Annotated in this window: 19 protein-coding genes and 1 tRNA gene; 3 read left to right on the forward strand and 17 right to left on the reverse strand. The window is 64.4% G+C overall.

All coding sequences use genetic code 11. From position 1 onward, the window contains the following. Position 1 precedes the first annotated feature (1 nt). On the reverse strand, positions 2–1,324 hold the full coding sequence (gene gltX, locus H1S03_RS05575; RefSeq protein ID WP_185803526.1) for a glutamate--tRNA ligase: 1,323 nt from the start codon (positions 1,322–1,324) through the stop codon (positions 2–4). A 104-nt stretch (positions 1,325–1,428) separates the two neighbouring features. On the opposite strand from gltX, the gene H1S03_RS05580 reads away from it, so the two are divergent. Beyond that, on the forward strand, positions 1,429–1,833 hold the full coding sequence (locus tag H1S03_RS05580) for a metallopeptidase family protein (protein WP_185803527.1): 405 nt from the start codon (positions 1,429–1,431) through the stop codon (positions 1,831–1,833). Between the two features lie 347 nt (positions 1,834–2,180). Here H1S03_RS05580 and H1S03_RS05585 read toward each other — a convergent pair whose 3' ends face one another. The 9 genes from H1S03_RS05585 to H1S03_RS05625 all read right to left on the reverse strand — a co-directional run bounded on the left by H1S03_RS05585 (position 2,181) and on the right by H1S03_RS05625 (position 9,554). Then, complete coding sequence (locus tag H1S03_RS05585; protein ID WP_185803528.1) at positions 2,181–3,272, reverse strand: DUF1513 domain-containing protein; 1,092 nt, start codon at positions 3,270–3,272, stop codon at positions 2,181–2,183. A gap of 5 nt (positions 3,273–3,277) precedes the next feature. After that, entirely contained in the window at positions 3,278–4,294 is a 1,017-nt protein-coding gene (locus tag H1S03_RS05590; protein WP_185803529.1) for an imelysin family protein, read from the reverse strand. After that, on the reverse strand, positions 4,291–5,859 hold the full coding sequence (locus H1S03_RS05595; protein ID WP_249777814.1) for a di-heme oxidoreductase family protein: 1,569 nt from the start codon (positions 5,857–5,859) through the stop codon (positions 4,291–4,293). Before H1S03_RS05595 ends, H1S03_RS05590 begins: the two co-directional genes overlap by 4 nt. 98 nt (positions 5,860–5,957) lie before the next feature. Then, a complete protein-coding gene (locus H1S03_RS05600) occupies positions 5,958–7,220 on the reverse strand; it encodes an imelysin family protein (RefSeq protein ID WP_185803530.1) in 1,263 nt (420 codons plus the stop codon). Between the two features lie 27 nt (positions 7,221–7,247). Continuing rightward, positions 7,248–7,733, reverse strand: a complete 486-nt coding sequence (locus tag H1S03_RS05605; protein ID WP_185803531.1) for a hypothetical protein — start codon at positions 7,731–7,733, stop codon at positions 7,248–7,250. Further along, entirely contained in the window at positions 7,730–7,894 is a 165-nt protein-coding gene (hemP, locus tag H1S03_RS05610) for a hemin uptake protein HemP (protein ID WP_166189013.1), read from the reverse strand. Before hemP ends, H1S03_RS05605 begins: the two co-directional genes overlap by 4 nt. A 287-nt stretch (positions 7,895–8,181) precedes the next feature. Next, positions 8,182–8,721 (reverse strand): AAA family ATPase, encoded by a 540-nt coding sequence (locus H1S03_RS05615; RefSeq protein ID WP_185803532.1) that lies wholly within the window; start codon positions 8,719–8,721, stop codon positions 8,182–8,184. 164 nt (positions 8,722–8,885) lie between these two features. Further along, positions 8,886–8,961 (reverse strand) — tRNA-Ala (locus tag H1S03_RS05620). A 260-nt stretch (positions 8,962–9,221) separates the two neighbouring features. Beyond that, positions 9,222–9,554, reverse strand: coding sequence for a TIGR02300 family protein (locus H1S03_RS05625; protein ID WP_185803533.1), 333 nt, complete (start codon positions 9,552–9,554; stop codon positions 9,222–9,224). A 129-nt stretch (positions 9,555–9,683) separates the two neighbouring features. Here H1S03_RS05625 and H1S03_RS05630 point away from each other — a divergent pair, with 129 nt between their 5' ends. Then, entirely contained in the window at positions 9,684–10,958 is a 1,275-nt protein-coding gene (locus H1S03_RS05630; protein WP_249777815.1) for a polyhydroxyalkanoate depolymerase, read from the forward strand. A gap of 7 nt (positions 10,959–10,965) precedes the next feature. Beyond that, entirely contained in the window at positions 10,966–11,652 is a 687-nt protein-coding gene (locus tag H1S03_RS05635; RefSeq protein ID WP_185803534.1) for a M48 family metallopeptidase, read from the forward strand. A 12-nt stretch (positions 11,653–11,664) separates the two neighbouring features. On the opposite strand, the gene H1S03_RS05640 is transcribed toward H1S03_RS05635, so the two are convergent. The 7 genes from H1S03_RS05640 to H1S03_RS05670 are packed head-to-tail and all read right to left on the reverse strand — an operon-like array spanning position 11,665 to position 19,065. Beyond that, entirely contained in the window at positions 11,665–14,049 is a 2,385-nt protein-coding gene (locus H1S03_RS05640) for a ligase-associated DNA damage response DEXH box helicase (protein WP_185803535.1), read from the reverse strand. A gap of 26 nt (positions 14,050–14,075) precedes the next feature. Further along, entirely contained in the window at positions 14,076–14,855 is a 780-nt protein-coding gene (locus H1S03_RS05645; protein WP_185803536.1) for a crotonase/enoyl-CoA hydratase family protein, read from the reverse strand. Beyond that, entirely contained in the window at positions 14,852–16,165 is a 1,314-nt protein-coding gene (locus H1S03_RS05650) for an ATPase (RefSeq protein ID WP_185803537.1), read from the reverse strand. Before H1S03_RS05650 ends, H1S03_RS05645 begins: the two co-directional genes overlap by 4 nt. Positions 16,166–16,168: 3 nt before the next feature. Then, positions 16,169–16,657 carry an A24 family peptidase gene (locus H1S03_RS05655; protein WP_185803538.1) on the reverse strand — a complete coding sequence of 163 codons (489 nt, stop codon included), beginning with the start codon at positions 16,655–16,657 and terminating at the stop codon, positions 16,169–16,171. Further along, a complete protein-coding gene (locus tag H1S03_RS05660) occupies positions 16,654–17,502 on the reverse strand; it encodes a tetratricopeptide repeat protein (protein WP_185803539.1) in 849 nt (282 codons plus the stop codon). Before H1S03_RS05660 ends, H1S03_RS05655 begins: the two co-directional genes overlap by 4 nt. Beyond that, the gene (locus H1S03_RS05665; RefSeq protein ID WP_185803540.1) at positions 17,499–18,065 is read right to left on the reverse strand and encodes a tetratricopeptide repeat protein; all 567 of its coding nucleotides are present in this window, start codon (positions 18,063–18,065) and stop codon (positions 17,499–17,501) included. The genes H1S03_RS05660 and H1S03_RS05665 overlap by 4 nt, the downstream gene beginning before the upstream one ends. Then, on the reverse strand, positions 18,055–19,065 hold the full coding sequence (locus tag H1S03_RS05670) for a type II secretion system F family protein (protein ID WP_185803541.1): 1,011 nt from the start codon (positions 19,063–19,065) through the stop codon (positions 18,055–18,057). Before H1S03_RS05670 ends, H1S03_RS05665 begins: the two co-directional genes overlap by 11 nt. Between the last annotated feature and the right edge of the window lie 2 nt (positions 19,066–19,067).

Consider the following 19,067-nt stretch of genomic DNA (forward strand, 5'->3'; position numbering starts at 1 on the left):
GCTAACTCCCCTTGGGAGCTTTGGAAAGCAGCGGCATCAGCCGGGCCATGTCGGGTCCGCGCTCCATCCCGGACAGCGCCTTGCGCAGGGGCATGAACAGGGACTTGCCCTTGCGGCCGGAGCGTTCCTTCATGGTGTTGGCCCAGTCAGACCAGCTCGTCTCACCCCACGGTTGCGGGGGCAGATGGGCGAGGGCGTCCGCGATGAAGTCCGCGTCCTCCTCCGCGATCAGGGGGGTCGCGCCGTTCTGCACGATATCCCACAGCGGATCGACATCGGCGATCACCTGAACGTTTTCGCGCGCCATCAGCCAGAAAGGCTCCGCCTTGGGGCCATCGATGCCGCGCGCGGCCAGGGCCTCGGCCACGTCGGCATAGGGGCGGGCGTGCAGAACGCGCGCGGTCAGGGGGCGCAGGTCGTCCACGTCGAACTTCGTGGGGGCGGAGCCGAAGCGGCTGAGGTCGAACCCGTCGATCAGTTCCTGATGCGTCGTGCGCAACTCGACCGGATCGGAGGAGCCGAGACGCGCCAGGTGGCTGAGCAGGGCCATCGGCTCGATCCCCGCCGCGCGCAGATCGCGCAGCGACAACGTGCCCAGTCGTTTCGACAGCGCCTCACCCTGCGGGCCGGTCAGCAGCGAGTGGTGGGCGAAGCGCGGATGCGAATGCCCCAGCGCCGCCATGATCTGGATCTGGGTCGCGGTGTTGGTCACGTGATCCGAGCCGCGCACCACGTCCGTGATGCCCATATCGGTATCGTCCACCACGCTGGCGATCGTGTACAGAACCTGCCCGTCGCCCCGGATCAGCACCGGGTCCGACACCGACGCCGCGTCGATGGAGATGTCGCCCAGGATACGGTCCGTCCACTCGATCCGCTCGTGATCCAGCTTGAACCGCCAGTGGCCGCCCCGCTCCGCCCGCAGGGCTGCCTTCTCGGCGTCGCTGAGGGCGAGGGCGCCGCGATCATAGACGGGGGGGCGGCCCATGTTGAGCTGCTTCTTGCGCTTCAGATCCAGTTCGGTGGGCGTCTCGAACGCCTCATAGAGCCGCCCGTTGGCGCGCATCCGGTCCGCCGCATCGGCGTAGCGGTCCAGCCGGCTGGATTGCGTCTCGATCCGGTCCCAGGTCAGGCCCAGCCATTCCAGATCCTGCTGGATCGCATCGGCATATTCCGGCTTGGACCGCTCGGGATCCGTATCGTCGAGGCGCAGGATGAACGTGCCGCCCTGCTGCTTCGCGATCAGCCAGTTGAACAGCGCGGTGCGCAGGTTCCCGATATGCAGATATCCGGTCGGCGAGGGGGCGAAACGGGTGACGGTCATGACAGGCTTTCGGCTGTGAAAATGCTTGCCACTGCATAGACCAGTCGCGCGGGGCATTTAAGGGGGAATGTTGCCTATATGGGCGCACCCGGTACTGTGCGCGCATGGAACAGATCGACATCCTGCCTCCGGGCCTGCCCGAAATCGCCGCAATGGCGCAGGCCGTGCGCGATGCCTTGCCCGAAGATATGCGCCGGATGTGCGCCGATCTGGTCGTGCGGGTCGAGGATTTTGCCGATGATGAGACGATGGAGGAGATGGGGATCGCATCGCCCTACGAGCTGACGGGCCTCTACAGCGGCATCCCCCTGACCGAGAAATCCGTGGCCGATCAAGGGTACGGGCCCGACACGGTCTACCTCTACCGTCGGGCGATACTGGAGGAGTGGATCGAGAGGGGCGATGTCGGGCTGGAGCATCTGGTTGGCCATGTGCTGATCCACGAAATCGCACATCATTTCGGCTGGTCGGATGCGCAGCTTCACGCGATCGAGGATTGGACGCTCTAGCCTTGTGCGGAAATGCCGGGTCCTGTCTCTGGATCGTGCGCGGATCGGATTTGGCCCTGATTGCATGGAGCGGATCCTTCTGAATTCAAGCGTTAATCATCTATCAACGTTCACGACTTTGTTGTCCCGTCTCTGCGGGAATGTTCATGCTATCACAGTTACTTATAACGACGTCATGCAGCGTCATCCTACAGCGCTGCATGATGTGAGCCGGTTCGGTTCATGTTGAAAACAGTCGGGTGGGCACTCCCCCCTCCAGACCCGCCCGATGTGACTGCGCCTGCGGACCCCACGCCGCAGGCGTAGTTCTTTTAAGGGTGGAATTTTGGGCGAAGCGGGTGCCGGTTTCACGCGCTATCGGGCGTGATCGCGATCAGGTGGTTGTCCCATGTATATCGGCCCGATCCCTGCCTCGACTCCGGCACTGCGCCGATCCGGTGAAAGCTGCCCAACCCCGAGGTGACTGCGAACCCACCCCTTGCGTGGGCCACGCCGCTGGCATCCTCGACCGCATGGCTCTCGATCAGATGCCCCGCCTGCGTGTCATAGACCTGCACCAGTCCGCCGCGAGGTGACGTGACGGCGACGCGGCGATCATCGGGCGCGAAGGCGACGCTGCCGACATAGCCCCGCATCGCGCGTAGCGCCTCGGCGGGGGCGTTCATCAGAACGGGCGAGGATGCGCCGCGCCGATGCGTGCCGAGCAGGGCCACGACGTCCTCCCCGCCTTGCCACTGCATGGCGAAGGCGACCTGGCCGCGCGTGGAAATCGCCATATGCCGGATCGAATTCTTGTGCAGCGCCGGGGGCAGGGCGGCGACCTGCTGCACGGTGCCGTCGGTGATGTAGGCCAGATTCGGGGCCATGGTCGGAATGTTCAGCTTGACCCGTCCGCTATCGGGATGCGTGTCGATGCCGCCATTGGCCACGACCAACATGTCCGTGCCGGGCAGGCGCTGGATGTCGTGGGGGCCTACACCGCCGCTGGACCATTCCGCCACGCGCACATATCCGGCGGCCACGTCCCAGACGCCGATTCGGCCCTGTCCCGCCTCGAAGTCGTTTTCCGTGGTGAACAGCCAGTTTCCATCTGCGGAAAACGCGCCGTGCCCGTAGAAATGCCGCCCCTCGGGCGCGGTCAGCGTCGCGGTTGCGCGGCCCGTCAGGCAGTCGATGACAACGGCGAAGGTGCCGGGTCTGCGGGCGAAGGCAACGGCCTCGGGGCGGGTGGGCCGTGCCGCCGCCGCATGACCGCGCCCCGGCAGCGGGATCTGGAACAGGACATCCAGCGCCGCGCCGATTCCGCACAGTGCATAGCGCCCGTCCGGCAAGGCCGCCGCCGCCAGATAAGCGGGTGAGCCGACATCCGCCCAGGTCGGTTTCGGGATCAGACCCGCCGCCAGCAAGCCGCCGACGAAATGTCGCCTGCCCGTGTGCATGGCGCTCAGTCCCCGTCCATCGAGTTGAAACCGGCGGCGACGCCCAGACGTGGACCAAGCTCATCCCGCGCGAGGGTGCGGATCGCCTGCACGCCCTGTTCGATGACCTCGATCCGCAGGCGACCCTGCGCAGCCGAGACGCCTGAGAAGGTCGGATCATCCAGCCGCGCCAACCGCGTCTGGCTGTAGGCGAAGGCGGTGTTGAACTCCGAAGCGAGGTCCGTCCCCTCACCCGCCATGCGGATTGCAAGGTCGTTGAGCGCGTCCAGGCTCAGTTCCACATGCCGCGCTGAGCGGCCGGATCGCCATGCCTCGGCCCGGGTGGGGCGGGGGCGATCGAATGAGCCCATCGGACGGCTGAGACGTGTGTCCGCCGTGAATTCCAGCCCGGTGGTCAGGGATTTGAACAATTCGCGCAGCACCTCGTTTTCGGACCTGTAGGTGCCATCCGGCGCAGGGTTCAGCATCCGCGCGGCGTAATCCTCATGCCAGTCACGGGAAATGGCGGCTGTGGTCGCGGCGATATCCTGTGTGGCGGTGCGCACCAGTTGGCAGCGATAGGTCGCATCCCCCATGGTGGAGATCGCAGGATCGTAAAGCAGGAATTCCAGCGCGTAGAATCCCCGTGCCGCGATTGAAACGTCGGCATATTCCTCCGCAATGTTCGCGATCGGATCCTGATCCGCGATCAGTTCGGCCAGACGCTTCGGTGTCGCCCCCCGGCTGTCGGGCCAGAAGGCCAGCGCGAAGGCCCGGTCGTCCTGCTCCGTCGGGCCGAATCGCAGGTGGCTGGCCGCGACCCAGGCATCGAACGCCTCGCCGTAGGCCGTCCGCAGCGGGGGCGCGGTCGCCTCGCATGTTTCCTGCGCAATGTCGGCCAGATGATCCGAACGTTCGGCGAGCATCTCGAACCTGGGCAGGATGTGACTGTTCACCACATCCTCGACCATTGCGGCATCGTCCTGCGCGGCGAGGGCGGTCGGCAGGGTCAGTATCGTCAGGGCGGCAAGAATACGAATCATAAGCTCTCCAGAAAGGCGATCAGCGCGGCGCGATCCTCGGTTGGCAGGGCGATGACGGCATCGCGCTGCGACGCGGCCTCCCCCCCGTGCCACAGCACCGCTTCGAGCAGGGAGCGCGCACGTCCGTCGTGCAGGAAATAGGTATGGCCACTGACCTGTTGCGTCAAACCGATGCCCCACAGGGGGGGCGTGCGCCATTCCTGACCCGTTGCGCGACCCTCGGGCCGGTGATCGGCCAGGCCCTCGCCCATGTCGTGCAACAGCAGGTCGGTATACGGCCAGATCAACTGAAAGCTCTGCTCGGAGCGGTCGCGCAACCGGTGCGTCACGAAGGACGGCGTGTGGCAGGCGGTACAGCCGGTGGAATAGAACACCTCCTTGCCGCGCAGAACCCGCGGGTCGTCCACATCGCGCCGCGCCGGAACGCCCAGATTGCGACTGTAGAAAGCGACCAGTTCCAGCCCCTCGGCGTCTACCTCGGTGCCGCGATCGTCGCCGTCGCCGTGAATGGCGTTGCGGCAATCGACCTGCGCGGGGGTGCATTCGCCCGCCGCCGCCGGAAAGATCGGGGTGGAGATGCCGATATCGCCCGCAAAGGCACCGGCGGATTGTTCCAGCACCGTCGGCTCAATCGCCTTCAGCCCGAACCGGCCCAGCATCGGTTCGTCGTGCACCAGGGACCAGACCACGTTGGGCCGCCCGGAAATGCCGTCATCGTTGGCGTCGTCGGGGTCGGCATTGGCCAGAATGTCCGCCGCCGGGATCGCCTCCAGCAGGCCCAGCCCGATCATCTGCGGCGCCAGGCGCGGGCTGAACATCGCGTCGGGGTGCAGCGGTCCATAGCCCAGATCGGCGGCGGTATAGGTCGGATGGCGCAGCGATGCCGTCTGACCGTCGGGGAAGGTCACGGTTTCCTCTTGATAGCTGATGTCGAGGCGATATTCCGCGCGGTAGCCCTGCACCGCGAAATCCTGCAACTGCACGCCGTAATTGGGATCCGGGCTGGTGGCGATGTAGCCCTCGATCTGCGGTATCAGATCGTCCAGCGTGCCGGGGATCGACACGCGCAGGAACATCGAGATTGCGTTGCTGTCCTCCGCCTCGGGCGGGTGGCCGCGGCCGTCCTTGATGTGGCAGCGCTGGCACGAGCGTGCATTGTAAAGCGGCCCCAGCCCGTCCGAAGCGAGGGTGGAGGACGGCGCGGAGACCCACAACTTGCGAAACAGCCCGTTGCCAACCTTGAAGGTCAACTCATCCTCGAAGGTCAGATTGTCCGAGGGCTGCGAGAACGCGTCGGCTGTGCCCACCACCCGCACGGTCGCGGCCCCGGCGGACAACTGCTCGAACCGGGCGGGGGCGGTGAAATCGTCGGTCAGCGCCGTGACGCCGGCGATCCGCGCGGTTTCCTCCGCCGTGCGGGGGATGACGTTCAGGTGCGGATCGCCCAGAGTGGCCCGGAAATCCTCAGCCTGAATGGCCGGGGAATTATCAGCCTGAATAGCGGAGCCAGCCAGCAGCGTAAGGCCGAGCGTCAACATGGCGTGGCGCGATGATCTGTTGAGCATTCCGTGTCCCGCTACGAAGGATACGGGCGGTTCGCAATCGAACCGCCCTGATGTTCAGGCGAAGCCCGGCCACCGCGATGTGCGGCCGGGCATATGCTTTATTGGAAGACCGCGTTCGGATCGTCCAGACTGTCCGAACCTTCGATGGCGATCTGGTCCAGTTCCAGCGCCGTCACGACACGTTCGATGGATCGGGTCTGATCTATCAACCCCTCGACGCCGCCCATGATCAGGTCCTCACCAGCGGAGTTGCCGCGCTCCAGCATCTGATCGTAGGCAAAGCCTGCCTCGGCGGTGGTCTTGATCCGGCCCAGTGCCATCATGGTGGTGTTCAGCCTGGTCAGCATCTCACGGTCCAGCTCCGGGTTGGTTTCGGCCACCAGATCGGACAGCGAGGCACCTGACACCAGCGTGCCGTCGATGCGGATATATTCGCCCATATATGCGCTCTGCACGCCCAGACCGTCATAGTAGTGATCGTTATGCGTGTTGTCCGCGAAGCAGGAATGCTCCTCCTCGGGGTCGTTCAACATCAGGCCGAGGCGCATCCGCTCACCTGCCTGCTCGCCATAGGACAGCGATCCCATGCCGGTCAGGATGGTGGACAGGCCGGAGGTCTCATCACTCAGCACCTCAGTACGGGCGGCACCGCCGTCGGCCCATTGCGCGGCCATCCATTCAAGGTCGGAGACCAGCAGATCGGTCGCGGCCTTCAGATACGCGCCCCGGCGGTCGCAATTGCCGTTGGTGCAGTCATCGCCGGTCGCGTAGTCGGTCCAGGCGCGGTTTCCGGCCCCGGCCTCGTGCCCGTTCAGATCCTGCCCCCACAGCAGAAATTCGATCGCGTGATAGCCTGTGGCCACGTTCGATTCGATGCCGTCGGCCTCGCGCAAGGTCTCGCTCAGCAGTTCGGGCGTGATGGCGCTGGCATCGACCTGCGTGCCGGAGAGGGTGAATTCGGGGCTGGCGATGACGTTCAGTGCCGCGAAGGCGTTTTCATCGGTCGGCCCGCCATAGGTGGCATCGACGTAATCGATCAGGCCTTCGTCGAGCGGCCAGGCGTTCACCTTGCCCTCCCAATCATCCACGATCGCGTTGCCGAAGCGGTAAACCTCGGTCTGCTGATAGGGCACACGCGCGGCAAGCCACGCGTCCTTCGCGGTCTGAAGCGCCGGGGCCGACGGGTTCGCGATCAGCGCATCGACCGCCGATTGCAGGCGCTGCGCGGCGATCAGGCTGTCCTCGTACTTCGCTGCCGCGATATCGGCATATGTGTCGAGTACATCGGCCCTTTCAACGGCCAGCGCGGGAGAGGCGAGGGCGAGGCAGATCCCGGTCGGGATCAGATAACTGCGTTTCATAGGCTTTCCTGTCAGTGGGATGTCGTTTCAGTGGAATGTAGGTGGCTGAATGTCCGTCTGCGCCACCTCACGCGGGGCGCTCAGATGCATCCGCCTGAGCGCCAGTCCGAAATCGGTGGCGAGCGCGGTAACGAGGGGCGCCATGTCTGGCCGCACCAGAAGGGTGGCGATCAACATCGCGTCGTCGCGGTCCCCCTCCGCCGCCGTGGCGATGAAATTGGCAAAGCACGATTCATCGGCGCCCAGGCACTGACAGCCCACCGTGTGCAGCATCAGCGGACGGCGACCGTGGCGGGTGCACAAACCGCAAAGCTGTCCGAACGTGTCCAGAAGGCGACCGCCATTTGCGGGGCCGAAGCACCGCTCGAAATCGCCAGACACGCAGGTTCGGCTCTCATCCCCGTCGGACCAGAGGCGCAGGTAGAGGACGCTTGCCGCCTCGATGCCGCCAAGCTCGGTGATGTAGCCGACAGGCGCGCCGCCGCGCCGCGCATGTGAAACGTCATGGGTCATTTGGTCAGGATCAGTTTTCCGGCCCGCGTGATCCGCAGGGTGTAGACCTGATCGCCCAGAACGATCTGCGCCTGGTCGCGGCCCTCGGTCAGATCTGTCGCGGCATAAGTGGGCAGAGCATTGGGCACGGTCTGTTTCGGGGGGATCGCATGAAAGGACATTACAGCCACCCCCCGGTTCTGCCTGCATTTCGGCAAGTGGAAAGCTGTGGTGCGTTCCTGTGAGTGGTCTTCGAGCGTTCGATCAGCGGCCGCATCAGGGGTTCCCTCGCATCTGATGATTTTCGGGCTTCTCTGGCGCGAGGCCTGAGTGGCTGGACTGCGGTGAAGTTGAGTGATTTGCTCGGATATGTCAACCCGACAATTTCAGTCGGGAAAGAGAGGCCGTATGTCCGCTCTGCCACTTCTGCCGAAAAGCAGTATCGATGTGAGGTAGCACTTCGGAAAATTCACAAGCTCAGCTGTGTGGCTATGAAATTGGCGCGCTGCTCAATGTCGACGAGCGGAAGCTCCGTGATCTCGTATTCGAGCGCGGCGTAGGTTTTGCGCATGATCGCACAGGTTGCTTCGGCTTCGGCACTGTTCTGCTTGCGCTCCGCGTCCTGCGTAAAAATGTCATCCCAGTAAGGCGCCAGAAAGACGCGACGGTTGTAGCGGGTCGCTCTGGCCGCTGCGATGACGTGGGGCGGCACGGGGAGGGCGCAGAGCGTCAGGTAGCCCAGGATGTCGGGAATGCCGCGATCGAAGATTACGGGGCCTGGAATGGCCTCAGCGGAACTATAGGCGCGAAGGTCGCGCGCCAGCATCCTCTCGGCGTAAGCGGCGCGGTCCGCCCAGGGCAGGGCGCTGCCGGCGTTATCTCTCTCCTCGCGGATGATCGCGCGGCCGGATTCAGGGATCGTGTGGAAGCCGCGGCGGGCGAGCTCTGTGATCAAGCTGGTCTTGCCCGCACCGGGGCCACCCGTCACGACAAAGAAATGGTCGCTCATGGGCATCCTCGGGTTTGACAGGGGGGAAGAACTGCGAAGCGATCAGCTGCAATGGGCGTGGATCGAGGCAGCATGAGATTTTTCAGGTAAACAGCACCCGTCGGCGCGGCAGAGGCAAGGCACCTGATGATAAAAGCAGAACTATCTGATGCTTTTAGGGGTTTTGGTGGAGCCTAGGGGGATCGAACCCCTGACCTCCTGCATGCCATGCAGGCGCTCTCCCAGCTGAGCTAAGGCCCCGAACCGCTTGCGCGATACCGGCGGATGTCTAGGCCGACTGCGGGTATCGCGCAAGTGTAAAATACGACATTCGTCTTCGCTAAATTCTATGGCCCGCACACAGTGAAGACTCAGGTGCCTTCGCGGTGGCGAAGATCAACTCCCACCGCGATAGCGAAAATCAACTCCCACCGCGGTAGCGAAGATCAACTCCCACCGCGGCAGCGAAGATCAACTCCCACCGCGGCAGCGAGAATCAATCCGCATCGCGGTAGCGAAAATCAATCGTCGTCGTTGTCGTTCGCCTTCTCGGCGATCTCATCCAGCGAGACGTCGTCATCATCGTCGTCCAGAACGGTATCGTCATCCGCTTCCAGATCGGCATCATCGTCATCGTCCAGCACGTCATCGACGACCTCTTCGGCCGCGGCGGCCTTGGCCTTTTCCTTCTTCGCAGCCTCGGCGCGCGCGCCTTTGGACTTGGTCAGGGTAAAGGCCGACAACTCATGCACCGTACCGCAGTTCGGGCAGGTCGTCGGATCGTTGTTCAAATCGTAGAAGCGTGTCGTGCAGCTAGGGCAGAGACGTTTCGTGCCCCATTCCGGTTCCGGCATCTGACTTCCCTCATTCTCATGTATCCAAAGCGGTGCCGTGCCATAGGCCCGGCCTGATGTCAAAGGCTTTGGTCCCCACACAGGGCAGCTATGTGTTGCAATGCGGTGAAATTCCGCGCACCTTCGCAGATGCAAACAAAAAATGATGAGGGACAGGCGATGCTATATCACGCTTATGAGTACACGCACGCCGCGATGGGCCCCATGCGACAGGCCGCGCGCATGGGCCAGCAGATGCTGACATCGCCTTTCAATCCCATGGTCAGCACCTATCAGGCCCGTGCGACCGCCGCCGCGTGTGAGATGTTCATCAATGCGACGCGACGTTACGGAAAACCCGAATTCGGGATCGATACGGTCGAGTTGAACGGCAAGACCCTGGACGTGGTCGAGTCGGTTCCGTTCGCATTGCCGTTTTGCGACTTGCTGCACATGAGCAAGCCTGACGCGCCTGCGGATCAGACTCCGGTGCTGATCGTGGCGCCCATGTCGGGCCATTATGCGACCCTGCTGCGCGGCACCGTGCGCCAGATGCTGCCCGATCACGACGTCTATGTCACCGATTGGGTGGACGCACGCGACGTGCCATTGAGCGAGGGACGCTTCGATCTGGATGACTATACCGACTATGTGATGGAGCAGTGCCGCTATATCGCCAAGGTCACGGGTGAGCGTCCTGCCGTTCTGGCCGTATGCCAACCCGGTGTTCCGGTTCTGGTCGCGGCCTCCCTGATGGCGGAGGATGGCGACCCCGCGCGCCCGGCCTCGGTTACGCTGATGGGATCCCCGATCGACGTGACGAAGAACCCCAAGCAGCCCAACGAACTGGCCACCGGCCGGCCGCTCAGCTGGTTCGAGAACAACGTCATCGTCACGGTGCCGTTTCCCAACAAGGGATACATGCGTCGCGTCTATCCAGGTTTCCTGCAATTGTCGGGCTTCATGTCGATGAACATGGACCGCCATGTCGATGCCCACGTCAAACAGTTCCGCAACCTGATCAAGGGCGACGGGGACAGTGCCGAACAGCACCGCACCTTCTATGACGAATACAATGCCGTGATGGACATGACGGCGGAGTTCTACCTTCAGACCATCGAGAGGGTGTTCCAGAAGGGCCTGCTGGCGACGGGCGAGTACATGTACCGCGACCGTCTGGTGGAGCCATCTGCGATCACCGACATCGCCCTGATGACCATCGAGGGTGAGATGGACGACATCACAGGTCTGGGTCAGACGGAGGCGGCACATACGCTCGCCACCAATCTGCCGGATGACAAGCGGGCGCATTATGTGCAGGCCAAGGTCGGGCATTACGGCGTGTTCAACGGATCGCGCTGGCGCCAGTTCATTCAACCCAAGGTCGCGGAATTCATGCAGGCGCAGCGCGCTCCGTTCGCCTGAGATCGCGATGGCCGAGGTGCTGCGCATCGGATCGCCGCCGATCACCGTGGTTCTGCGCCGGTCCACGCAGGCGCGGCAACTGACGTTGCGCGTGCCCTCCATCGGGGGCGACCCGATCCTGACCGCGCCCCGCCGGGTGGCGCGGCATGCGATAGACGGTTTCCTGATTGAGCGTGAGGACTGGCTGCGCGCCGCATTGGGACGCACCCCGCAACCCGTGGACATCGTCGAGGGCGCGCGGATCCCGGTGGAGGGGCAGCTGCATACCGTGCAATTGACGGGCCGTCGCGGCATCCGGGCCGAGCCCGGTCTGCTGGAGGTTCCCCGCACGGGGGCGGGCAGTGCGCTGTCCGGCTGGCTGCGTGGGCTGGCCCGTGACAGGCTGGCCACCGCGACCACGCGCTATGCGGCCCAGCTCGGGGAGGTGCCGGGAAAATTGACCCTGCGCGACACGCGCTCGCGCTGGGGCAGTTGCACCTCGGACGGCAACCTGATGTTTTCGTGGCGGTTGATCATGGCCCCGGTCGAGGTGCTGGACTACGTCGCCGCGCATGAGGTCGCGCATCTGGTGGAAATGAACCATTCCCCCGATTTCTGGGCCATCGTCGACCGGCTGAAGCCCGGCTGGCAGGTGCATCGCGACTGGCTGCGCCGCGAGGGAGCGGATCTGCACCGCTATCGTTTCGATCCCTGACGGGCGCGCGGGTTACTGCCCGATCTTTGCCTCACGCAGGAGCGCGCCGATTTCCTCGTCCAGCAGGCGGCGCTCGGCCTCGCCCTTTACCGGCACGCGGCCGACTTCAAGGATCAGCGGGGCGCTCAAGGGCGTGACATGCGGGGCGGCCACGTGGTCCACCCGCCCCTTGATCCGATCCATCAACTCCTCGATCCGGTCGAAATCGACCATGCCGCGCATCGCCTCGTCGCGGGTGATCTGCAACATCAGGTGGTCGGGATCGTATCGGCGCAGCGTATCGTAGAGGATATCGGTGGAAAACGTCGCCTGACGGCCTGATTTGCGCTGGCCCGGCTGGTTTTGACTGATCAGGCCGGCGACGCGGGCGGGAATGCGGAATGTCCGCTTCATCACCATGTTCTCGGAAAACCAGGTGTCCAGGGCCTCTCTCAGATCACCCTGATCCAGCAAGCTGCCCGGATCCTCCACCGGGTCGAGCGCCCAGATCATCAGGGCGTAATCATTGGCGACAAAGCCGAGAGGGCCCAGCCCCGCGGCCTCCATCCGGCGGGTCAGGATGATACCCAGCGTCTGATGCGCGTTGCGCCCGGCAAAGGCATACCAGACCGAATGGAACTGCGCTCCGCGCTTGAACGTCTCAACCAGCAGGCGGTCGGCTTGCGGCATTTTGCTGATCCGGGATTGCAGGTCCAGCCAGTTGGCGGTGTGTTCAGGCAAGCGCGACCAAGCCGCGCGATCGTTCAGAAAGGCCAGCAGGCGGTGCGCCAGTCTGGTGGACATCGCCAGTTTCGTACCGCCGAAGGTGGCGATCTTCGGTTCCTTGCCGCTGGATGCGCTGACCTGCACCGTCATCTCACGCAGGCCCTCGTATTTCACCACCTGGCCGCCGATCAGGAAGGTGTCGCCGGGAACCAGCGTGCTGGCGAAGCCTTCCTCGATCTCTCCCAATGTCTTGCCCCGCCGATAGGCCACCTTGAGGTTGTTCTGGTCGAGGATGGTGCCGACATTCATCCGCAGGTCACGCGCGGCACGCGGGTCGCGCAATTGCCACTTGCCGTCCCGCTCCACCAACCGTTGATAGCGGTCATAGGCGCGCAGGGCATAGCCACCGGTGGCGCAGTAATCCAGACACCGCTCGAACGCGGCGCGGCTGACGGTGCGGTATGCGCCGGCGCGCTTGATCTCGGCAAACAGGGCCTCCGCCGCGAAGGGGGCGGAGCAGGCGGTCAGCAGGATATGCTGGCACAACACGTCCAGTGGCGCGTCGGGGCGCGGGTCGCCGTCCAGATCGGCATGGCGCGCCGCCTCCAACGCGACACGGCATTCGATGATCTCGAACTGGTTCGCCGGCACGATCAGCGCCTTGCTGGGGGCGTTGTAGCGGTGGTTTGCCCGGCCGATGCGCTGGACCAGCCGCTTGACGTTCTTGGGCGCGCCGATCTGGATCACCAGATCGACATCGCCCCAATCGATGCCCAGATCCAGCGATCCGGTGGCCACGACGGCCCGCAACGCGCCGCTGACCATGGCCGCCTCGACCCGCTGGCGAGCATCGCGGCTGAGCGAGCCATGATGCAGCCCGATCGGCAGGTTTTCGTCGTTCACCGCCCATAGCGCCTGAAAGAACAGCTCCGACTGGGCGCGGGTGTTTATGAAGACGATGGTGATCTTGTGTTGGCGGATCTGTTCTAGAACCTCACGCGCGGCATGTCGCCCGCCCTGACCGAACCACGGCGGCGGCTGCTCGGTTTCCAGCATCTCGATATCGGCGGGCGGGCCGGGATCGGCGACGAGCAAATGCGTATCAGGGCCCAGAAACCGGGCGAGGGCAGGCGGATCCTCGACCGTGGCGCTCAACCCCGTGCGGCGCAGGCCGGGGGCCAGGGTTTCCAGCCGCTCCAGGCACAAGGTCATCTGATCGCCGCGTTTGCTTTCGGCCAGGGCGTGAATCTCATCGACCACCACGCGCCGCAATCCGCCGAAGATGCGCGGTGCCTCCTCATAGCTCAGCAACAGGGCCAGGCTTTCAGGTGTGGTCAGCAGGATATGGGGCGGATCGACCCTCTGGCGTTGCCGCATGCTCTGCTTGGTGTCGCCGGTTCGATCCTCGATCCGCAGATCCAATCCCATTTCGCGCACTGGTGCATCGAGGTTGCGGCGAATGTCAGCGGCCAGCGCCTTGAGTGGTGAGATATAGAGCGTGTGCATCCCCTGATGCGGCCCCGCGGCCAGTTCCACCAGCGAGGGCAGGAATCCGGCCAGCGTCTTGCCGCCGCCGGTTGGGGCGATCAGCAGAGTGGAGCGGGCCTCCGCCTGCAGCAGGGCGCGCTGATGCGGATGCGGCGACCACCCCTTTGCGGCGAACCAGTCGGTGAATAGCTTGGGCAACTCCATAGGGCGGAGTTAATCCAGCGGGGGCCTCATTCAAACACCGGCGCACGTTTCTGAACGTTGGCCATTACCGCCTCCATCTGATGCGGCTTGCCGATCAGATCGGCCTGAAGCCGCGATTCCGCCAGCAGGACTTCCTCCGGCGTTTGGGTGGCGGCGATTTCCGACAGGGCCTTGGCCGTGCGTACGGCGCTGGGCGACTTGCCCGCGATGTCTGCCGCCAGGGCCTGCGCGCGGGCCAGCGGATCCTCCGCGATTTCCGTCACAAGCCCCCAGTCCTGCGCCTGCTGCGCGGCGAAGACCTCACCCGTGTAGATCAGCCGCTTCATCACGTCGGCCCGCATCAGACGCGGCAGCAGGACCATGCCGCCCATGTCGGGGACAAGACCCCATTTCATTTCCATGATGCTCAGCCGCGTGTCCGGGGCCGCAATGCGGATATCCGCCCCCAGCGCGATTTGCAGCCCGCCGCCGAAGCATGTGTGATGCACCGCCGCGATCACCGGCATCGGCAGCTCGTGCCAGACCATCGCCACCCGCTGAAACAGGTTCGAGCGCCCGTGCGTGCGATCCAACAGGGCGGCCGGGTCCGCGCCCAGCACGCCGAAGCTCGCCACATCCAGACCGGCACAGAACGCCCGCCCCGCGCCCGACAGCACCACGGCGCGCACGTCGTCGCGGTTCACCGCCTCGCCCGCGGCGGCGATCCCGTCCAGCATCGCGGGGTCCAGCGCGTTCATCTTGTCCGCACGGTTCAGGCGCACATGCGCGACGTGATCCGTGATCTCGATCGTAACCCGGTCGGTCATCCCATTCCCTTCGCATCGCTGGAGTCGCTATCGACGTAGAGGTTCTCCCACGCCCGTTCCATCAACGGGATCGTCATTTCACGCGCGATCCCCTCGTAATCGCAGATCGAGCCCATCTGGCTCATCAAGAAGGGCGCATGATAGGCCGCGAAAGGCCCGTTCGGGCTGGGATACAGATTGCGCAGCATGTGCGTGATGACATCCTCACGCGGTTCGAACCCGGCCTTGCGCGACATGATGACAAACATCTTGAGGAAGTCCTGCTGACCCGGCCGGTCGATCTTGACCTTGTAATAGATCCGCCGCAACGCGGCACCGTCGAACAGGTCCGTGGGCGCGAAGTTGGTGGAGAAGATCACAAGCGTGTCGAACGGCACGGTGAACTTCTGCCCCGATTGCAGGCTCAGCAGATCGTAGCGCTGTTCGATCGGCACGATCCAGCGGTTCATCAGTGCCTGCGCGCTTTCGCGTTGCCGGCCCAGATCGTCAACGATAAACACTCCGCCCGTCGCCTTGAGCTGCAAGGGCGCCTGATAGGTGCGGCTGACCGGATTGTAGCCCAGATCGAGCATGTCCAGCGTCAGTTCCCCCCCTGTGATGACCGAGGGCCGCTTGCACATCACATAGCGCGGGTCGAATGGCGGGCGCGATCTGATCGCGTGGGGATCGGATTGCGGACCGGCAATGACCTGATGCACGATCGGATCGAACAGGCTGATGGTCTGCCCGAACACGACCAGGGTATGCGGGATGAAGACCGCATCCCCCAGCGCATCGCGGATCGCCTCGGACAGCACGGATTTGCCGTTGCCCGGCGGGCCGTAGAACAGGATGGACCGGCCCGAATTCACCGCCGGTCCCAATTTGTCGAGCATTCCGGGCGGCAGGACCAGATGGCTCGACGCGGCCTCCAACTGAGCCTTGCGGATTGCCGCGCCGGCGACGCTTTGCCGTTTGCTCTGCGCCTCGAATGCGTCGAGCGAAATCGGGAAAGTGCCGTAATATTCCGATTGCGCCAGCGCGTCCTGCGCCCGCGCGCGGCCCAGATCGGTCAGTTGATAGCGCAGCTCGGAGGCCACCTCGACCCCCCGGTTTCCCAACGTCTCGATCAGGTTTTGCGTGCGGGCAATGTCGATCAGCGCGTCGATGATCGGCGTCATCACACCGCAGGCCCGCGCCAGTTCCGTGGGCAGGCTCAGGCTCATCCGAAACATGGTCTTGAGCATCAGATCCCGCGCGAACGTGGTGTCCAGCCCCAGATCCTCCAGTCGGGTGGGGGCCTGTGGTGCGGTCTGTGGCAGCGCGCTCATCGCTCAGATTTCCGTGGCGAGCAGCAGGAGGTAGAAGATCAGCGACACTGATAGCGCCACCCCGTAGGAGAAAACGCCCTTTGCCGACCAGCTCGCCCAATCGGGGGCCATCGCGCGCATCGCGGGAATCCGACCGACCATGCGGTGGGTCAGCAGACCCGTCAGCGCCATGATTCCCAGGATACGCATGAAAAACGTCATGTCCGCAGGATCGACGAACAGAAAGACTGCCGCAGCGAATTTGACATCGCCCGCCCCCATCTGCCCCAGCGCATACAGCACCAGACCGATGGCGAAGACGATGCCCCCCGCCAGCAGGCGCATCGGAATTTCGCTCAGCGGCACCGTCAGCGGCACCACGATCACGAAGATCGCGAGCATCGCGATACTGATCCGGTTCGGAATGCGCATGGCGCTGAAATCTGTCCAGACCGCGATCAGCGCGGGAACGGCAACAGCACACAGATGAATCAAGGCTATGGTCGGGGTCATCTGTTCACGGCACTTTGCAAGGCGGCCAGCTTGTCCGCGGCGGCGGCGAAGTGGCGCGGATGTGTTTCCACCGCCAGTTCCAGCAGCCCGCGCGCGATATCGGGCTGATCCTGGCGCAGCGCGACGAGGGCCATGTTGTGATAGATTTGCGCCCGCTCTTCCTCGCTCAACGGGACGACGGGCAGGGCGTAGTTGCCCTGCAAGGCCCGCGCGATGGCGAGGTTGTTCTTCGCGCCGAAGCTTTGTGGATCGTAGCGGACGGATTCGGAAAATTGCCGCGCTGCCCCCACCAGATCGCCGCGCGACATCTTGGATACGCCCCAGTTGTTGAGAATCGGCGCCGGTTGCGAGGTCAGGTTGCGCGCCTTGGCATAGAAACCGTCCGCCGCGTCCCACCGCTCGTAATTGTCCGCGACAATGGCGTTGAGCTGGTTCCAGCGGTATTCCTCGGCCCCCCCGCGTACGAGCGACAATTGTGCTTCGGCGCGGTCCCACTGGTTCAGGCGCACCAGCGATTGTGCATAGGTGATGCGGTCGCGATCCTCCAGATTGCCCTGTTCGTCCAGACGCTCGAACGCGATGACAGCCTCGTCGTTTCGGTCGGCGCGGGTCAGGCTGATGGCATAGCCCCGCTGGAAATCCAGCCGGTCCGGCTCATCCGCCAGGGAGGAGCGGAAAAACTGCACCGCCGCCTCCGGCTCCCCGGTGGTCAGCATCAGTTCCGTCAGGTTCACGCTGTCGATTGCGTTGAGCGTCTGCGGCGTCGGGTCGAAGGGGGCGCGTGGTTCGCACGCGCCCAGGGCCATCACCCCTGCCGTGCCCAAAATCGCCAGTTTGCGTTTCATTCTGCCTCCCCCTCGCCCAGAAGATACCGGCCTGATCCCTGTCGTACCAGCGTCAAATCCGTCTGTGCGGTGTCAGATACCGGCACGACGTCGCCCTGCAATTCCTCGATCCGGGCCAGATTGGCGCGGGCGACCTCGTTCGAACCGCTCGACAACGCGAATGCGGTCTGGAAGGCGTTGCGGGCGGTGGCGAGGTCCTGCATGCTCAGGGCGACGACGCCCAGATTGTTCCATGCCTCGACCGAGGCGGGTGCCTTATCCACCGCGATCTCCAGAAACCGTTTCGCCGCGCGCAACCGGCCCAGCCGTGCGTTGACGGTCCCCAGCGCGGCCTCGATCTGTCCTGACGGGCCGGTCTGCCCGCTCGCATAGGCGCGGGTGAAGGCGCGCAGGGCCAGTTCGTACTGCCCCGCCCGCATCAATAAATGCCCGGTCGCCAGCGGATCGTCCACCTGATCCACGTCATAGACGGTGGGCATGACACTGCGCATCTGCGGAACCGGCTCCTGCGGCGTGCAGGCGGCCAGCATGGCCAGCAGGATCAGCACGGCCCTACCCGCCAAGGGTGTTCAGGATGTCATAGACCGACGGTCCGACCAGAATGATCAGCAGCGGCGGCACGGTGAACAGCATCGTGCCCAGGGTCAGTTTCGTGGGCAGGGTGTTGGCCTTCTCCTCCGCCCGCATGACCCGCTTGTCGCGCATTTCCGCGCCATAGACCCGCAGCGCCGAGGCGATCGACGTGCCGAAGCTGGCGGACTGGATCAGAACGGTGACGAAGCTGGACACGTCCGGCACGCCGCAGCGTTCAGCCATGTCGCGCAGCACGGTGACGCGGTCCTTGCCTGCGCGCACTTCGTTCGCGACGATCTCGAATTCCTCGGCCAGGGTAGGATAGCCGACGCGGATTTCCTCGGACACGCGCAGGATCGCCTGATCCAGCGACTGGCCCGCCTCGACGCAGACCAGCATCAGGTCCAGCGCATCGGGAAAGCCGACGGCGATTTCCTCCTGCCGTTCCTGCAGGCGTTTGGTGACCCAGTAATTCGGCCCCATGTAGCCGATCAGACCGGGGATCGCGACATACATCATCATCTTGGTCAGGTCGGTATTGTCGCCTGCCGTGATCAGATAAAACACTAGCCCCGTGCCAAGCAGCCCGATGCCCAGCGTCACCCGAAGGAAAAAGAAGGTCGAAACGGCGGAGCGGCTGCGATAGCCCGCGCGGGTCAGCTTCAGCCGGATTTCCGAGAATTCCTTCTGGTCCTGCGGCTCCAGATACGGCGCGAGCGAGGCCAGACCCCGTGCGCCGAGATCGTGGCGCAGTTGCAGGCCGGTCTGCTGCCGAACTGGCCGCGTCTTGCCTGGGCGGGACTGCCCGCTATGGCCCCCGTCCTCATGCAGGCGGTCGAGCCGGTCCGCCGGGCGGCGCAGCGCGATCGGCGCGGCCAGGGCCAGCATCAGCAACATCAGCGCGATGGAGGCATAGAGCGGCCCCAGCGGTCCCAGCGCCGCCTCCAGAAACACGTAAGCCGTGTCGAGCTTGTCGAGCACTGCATTCATCG

Origin of the sequence: Pontivivens nitratireducens (genome assembly GCF_014235845.1) — a bacterium.
Lineage (GTDB): Bacteria > Pseudomonadota > Alphaproteobacteria > Rhodobacterales > Rhodobacteraceae > Pontivivens > Pontivivens nitratireducens.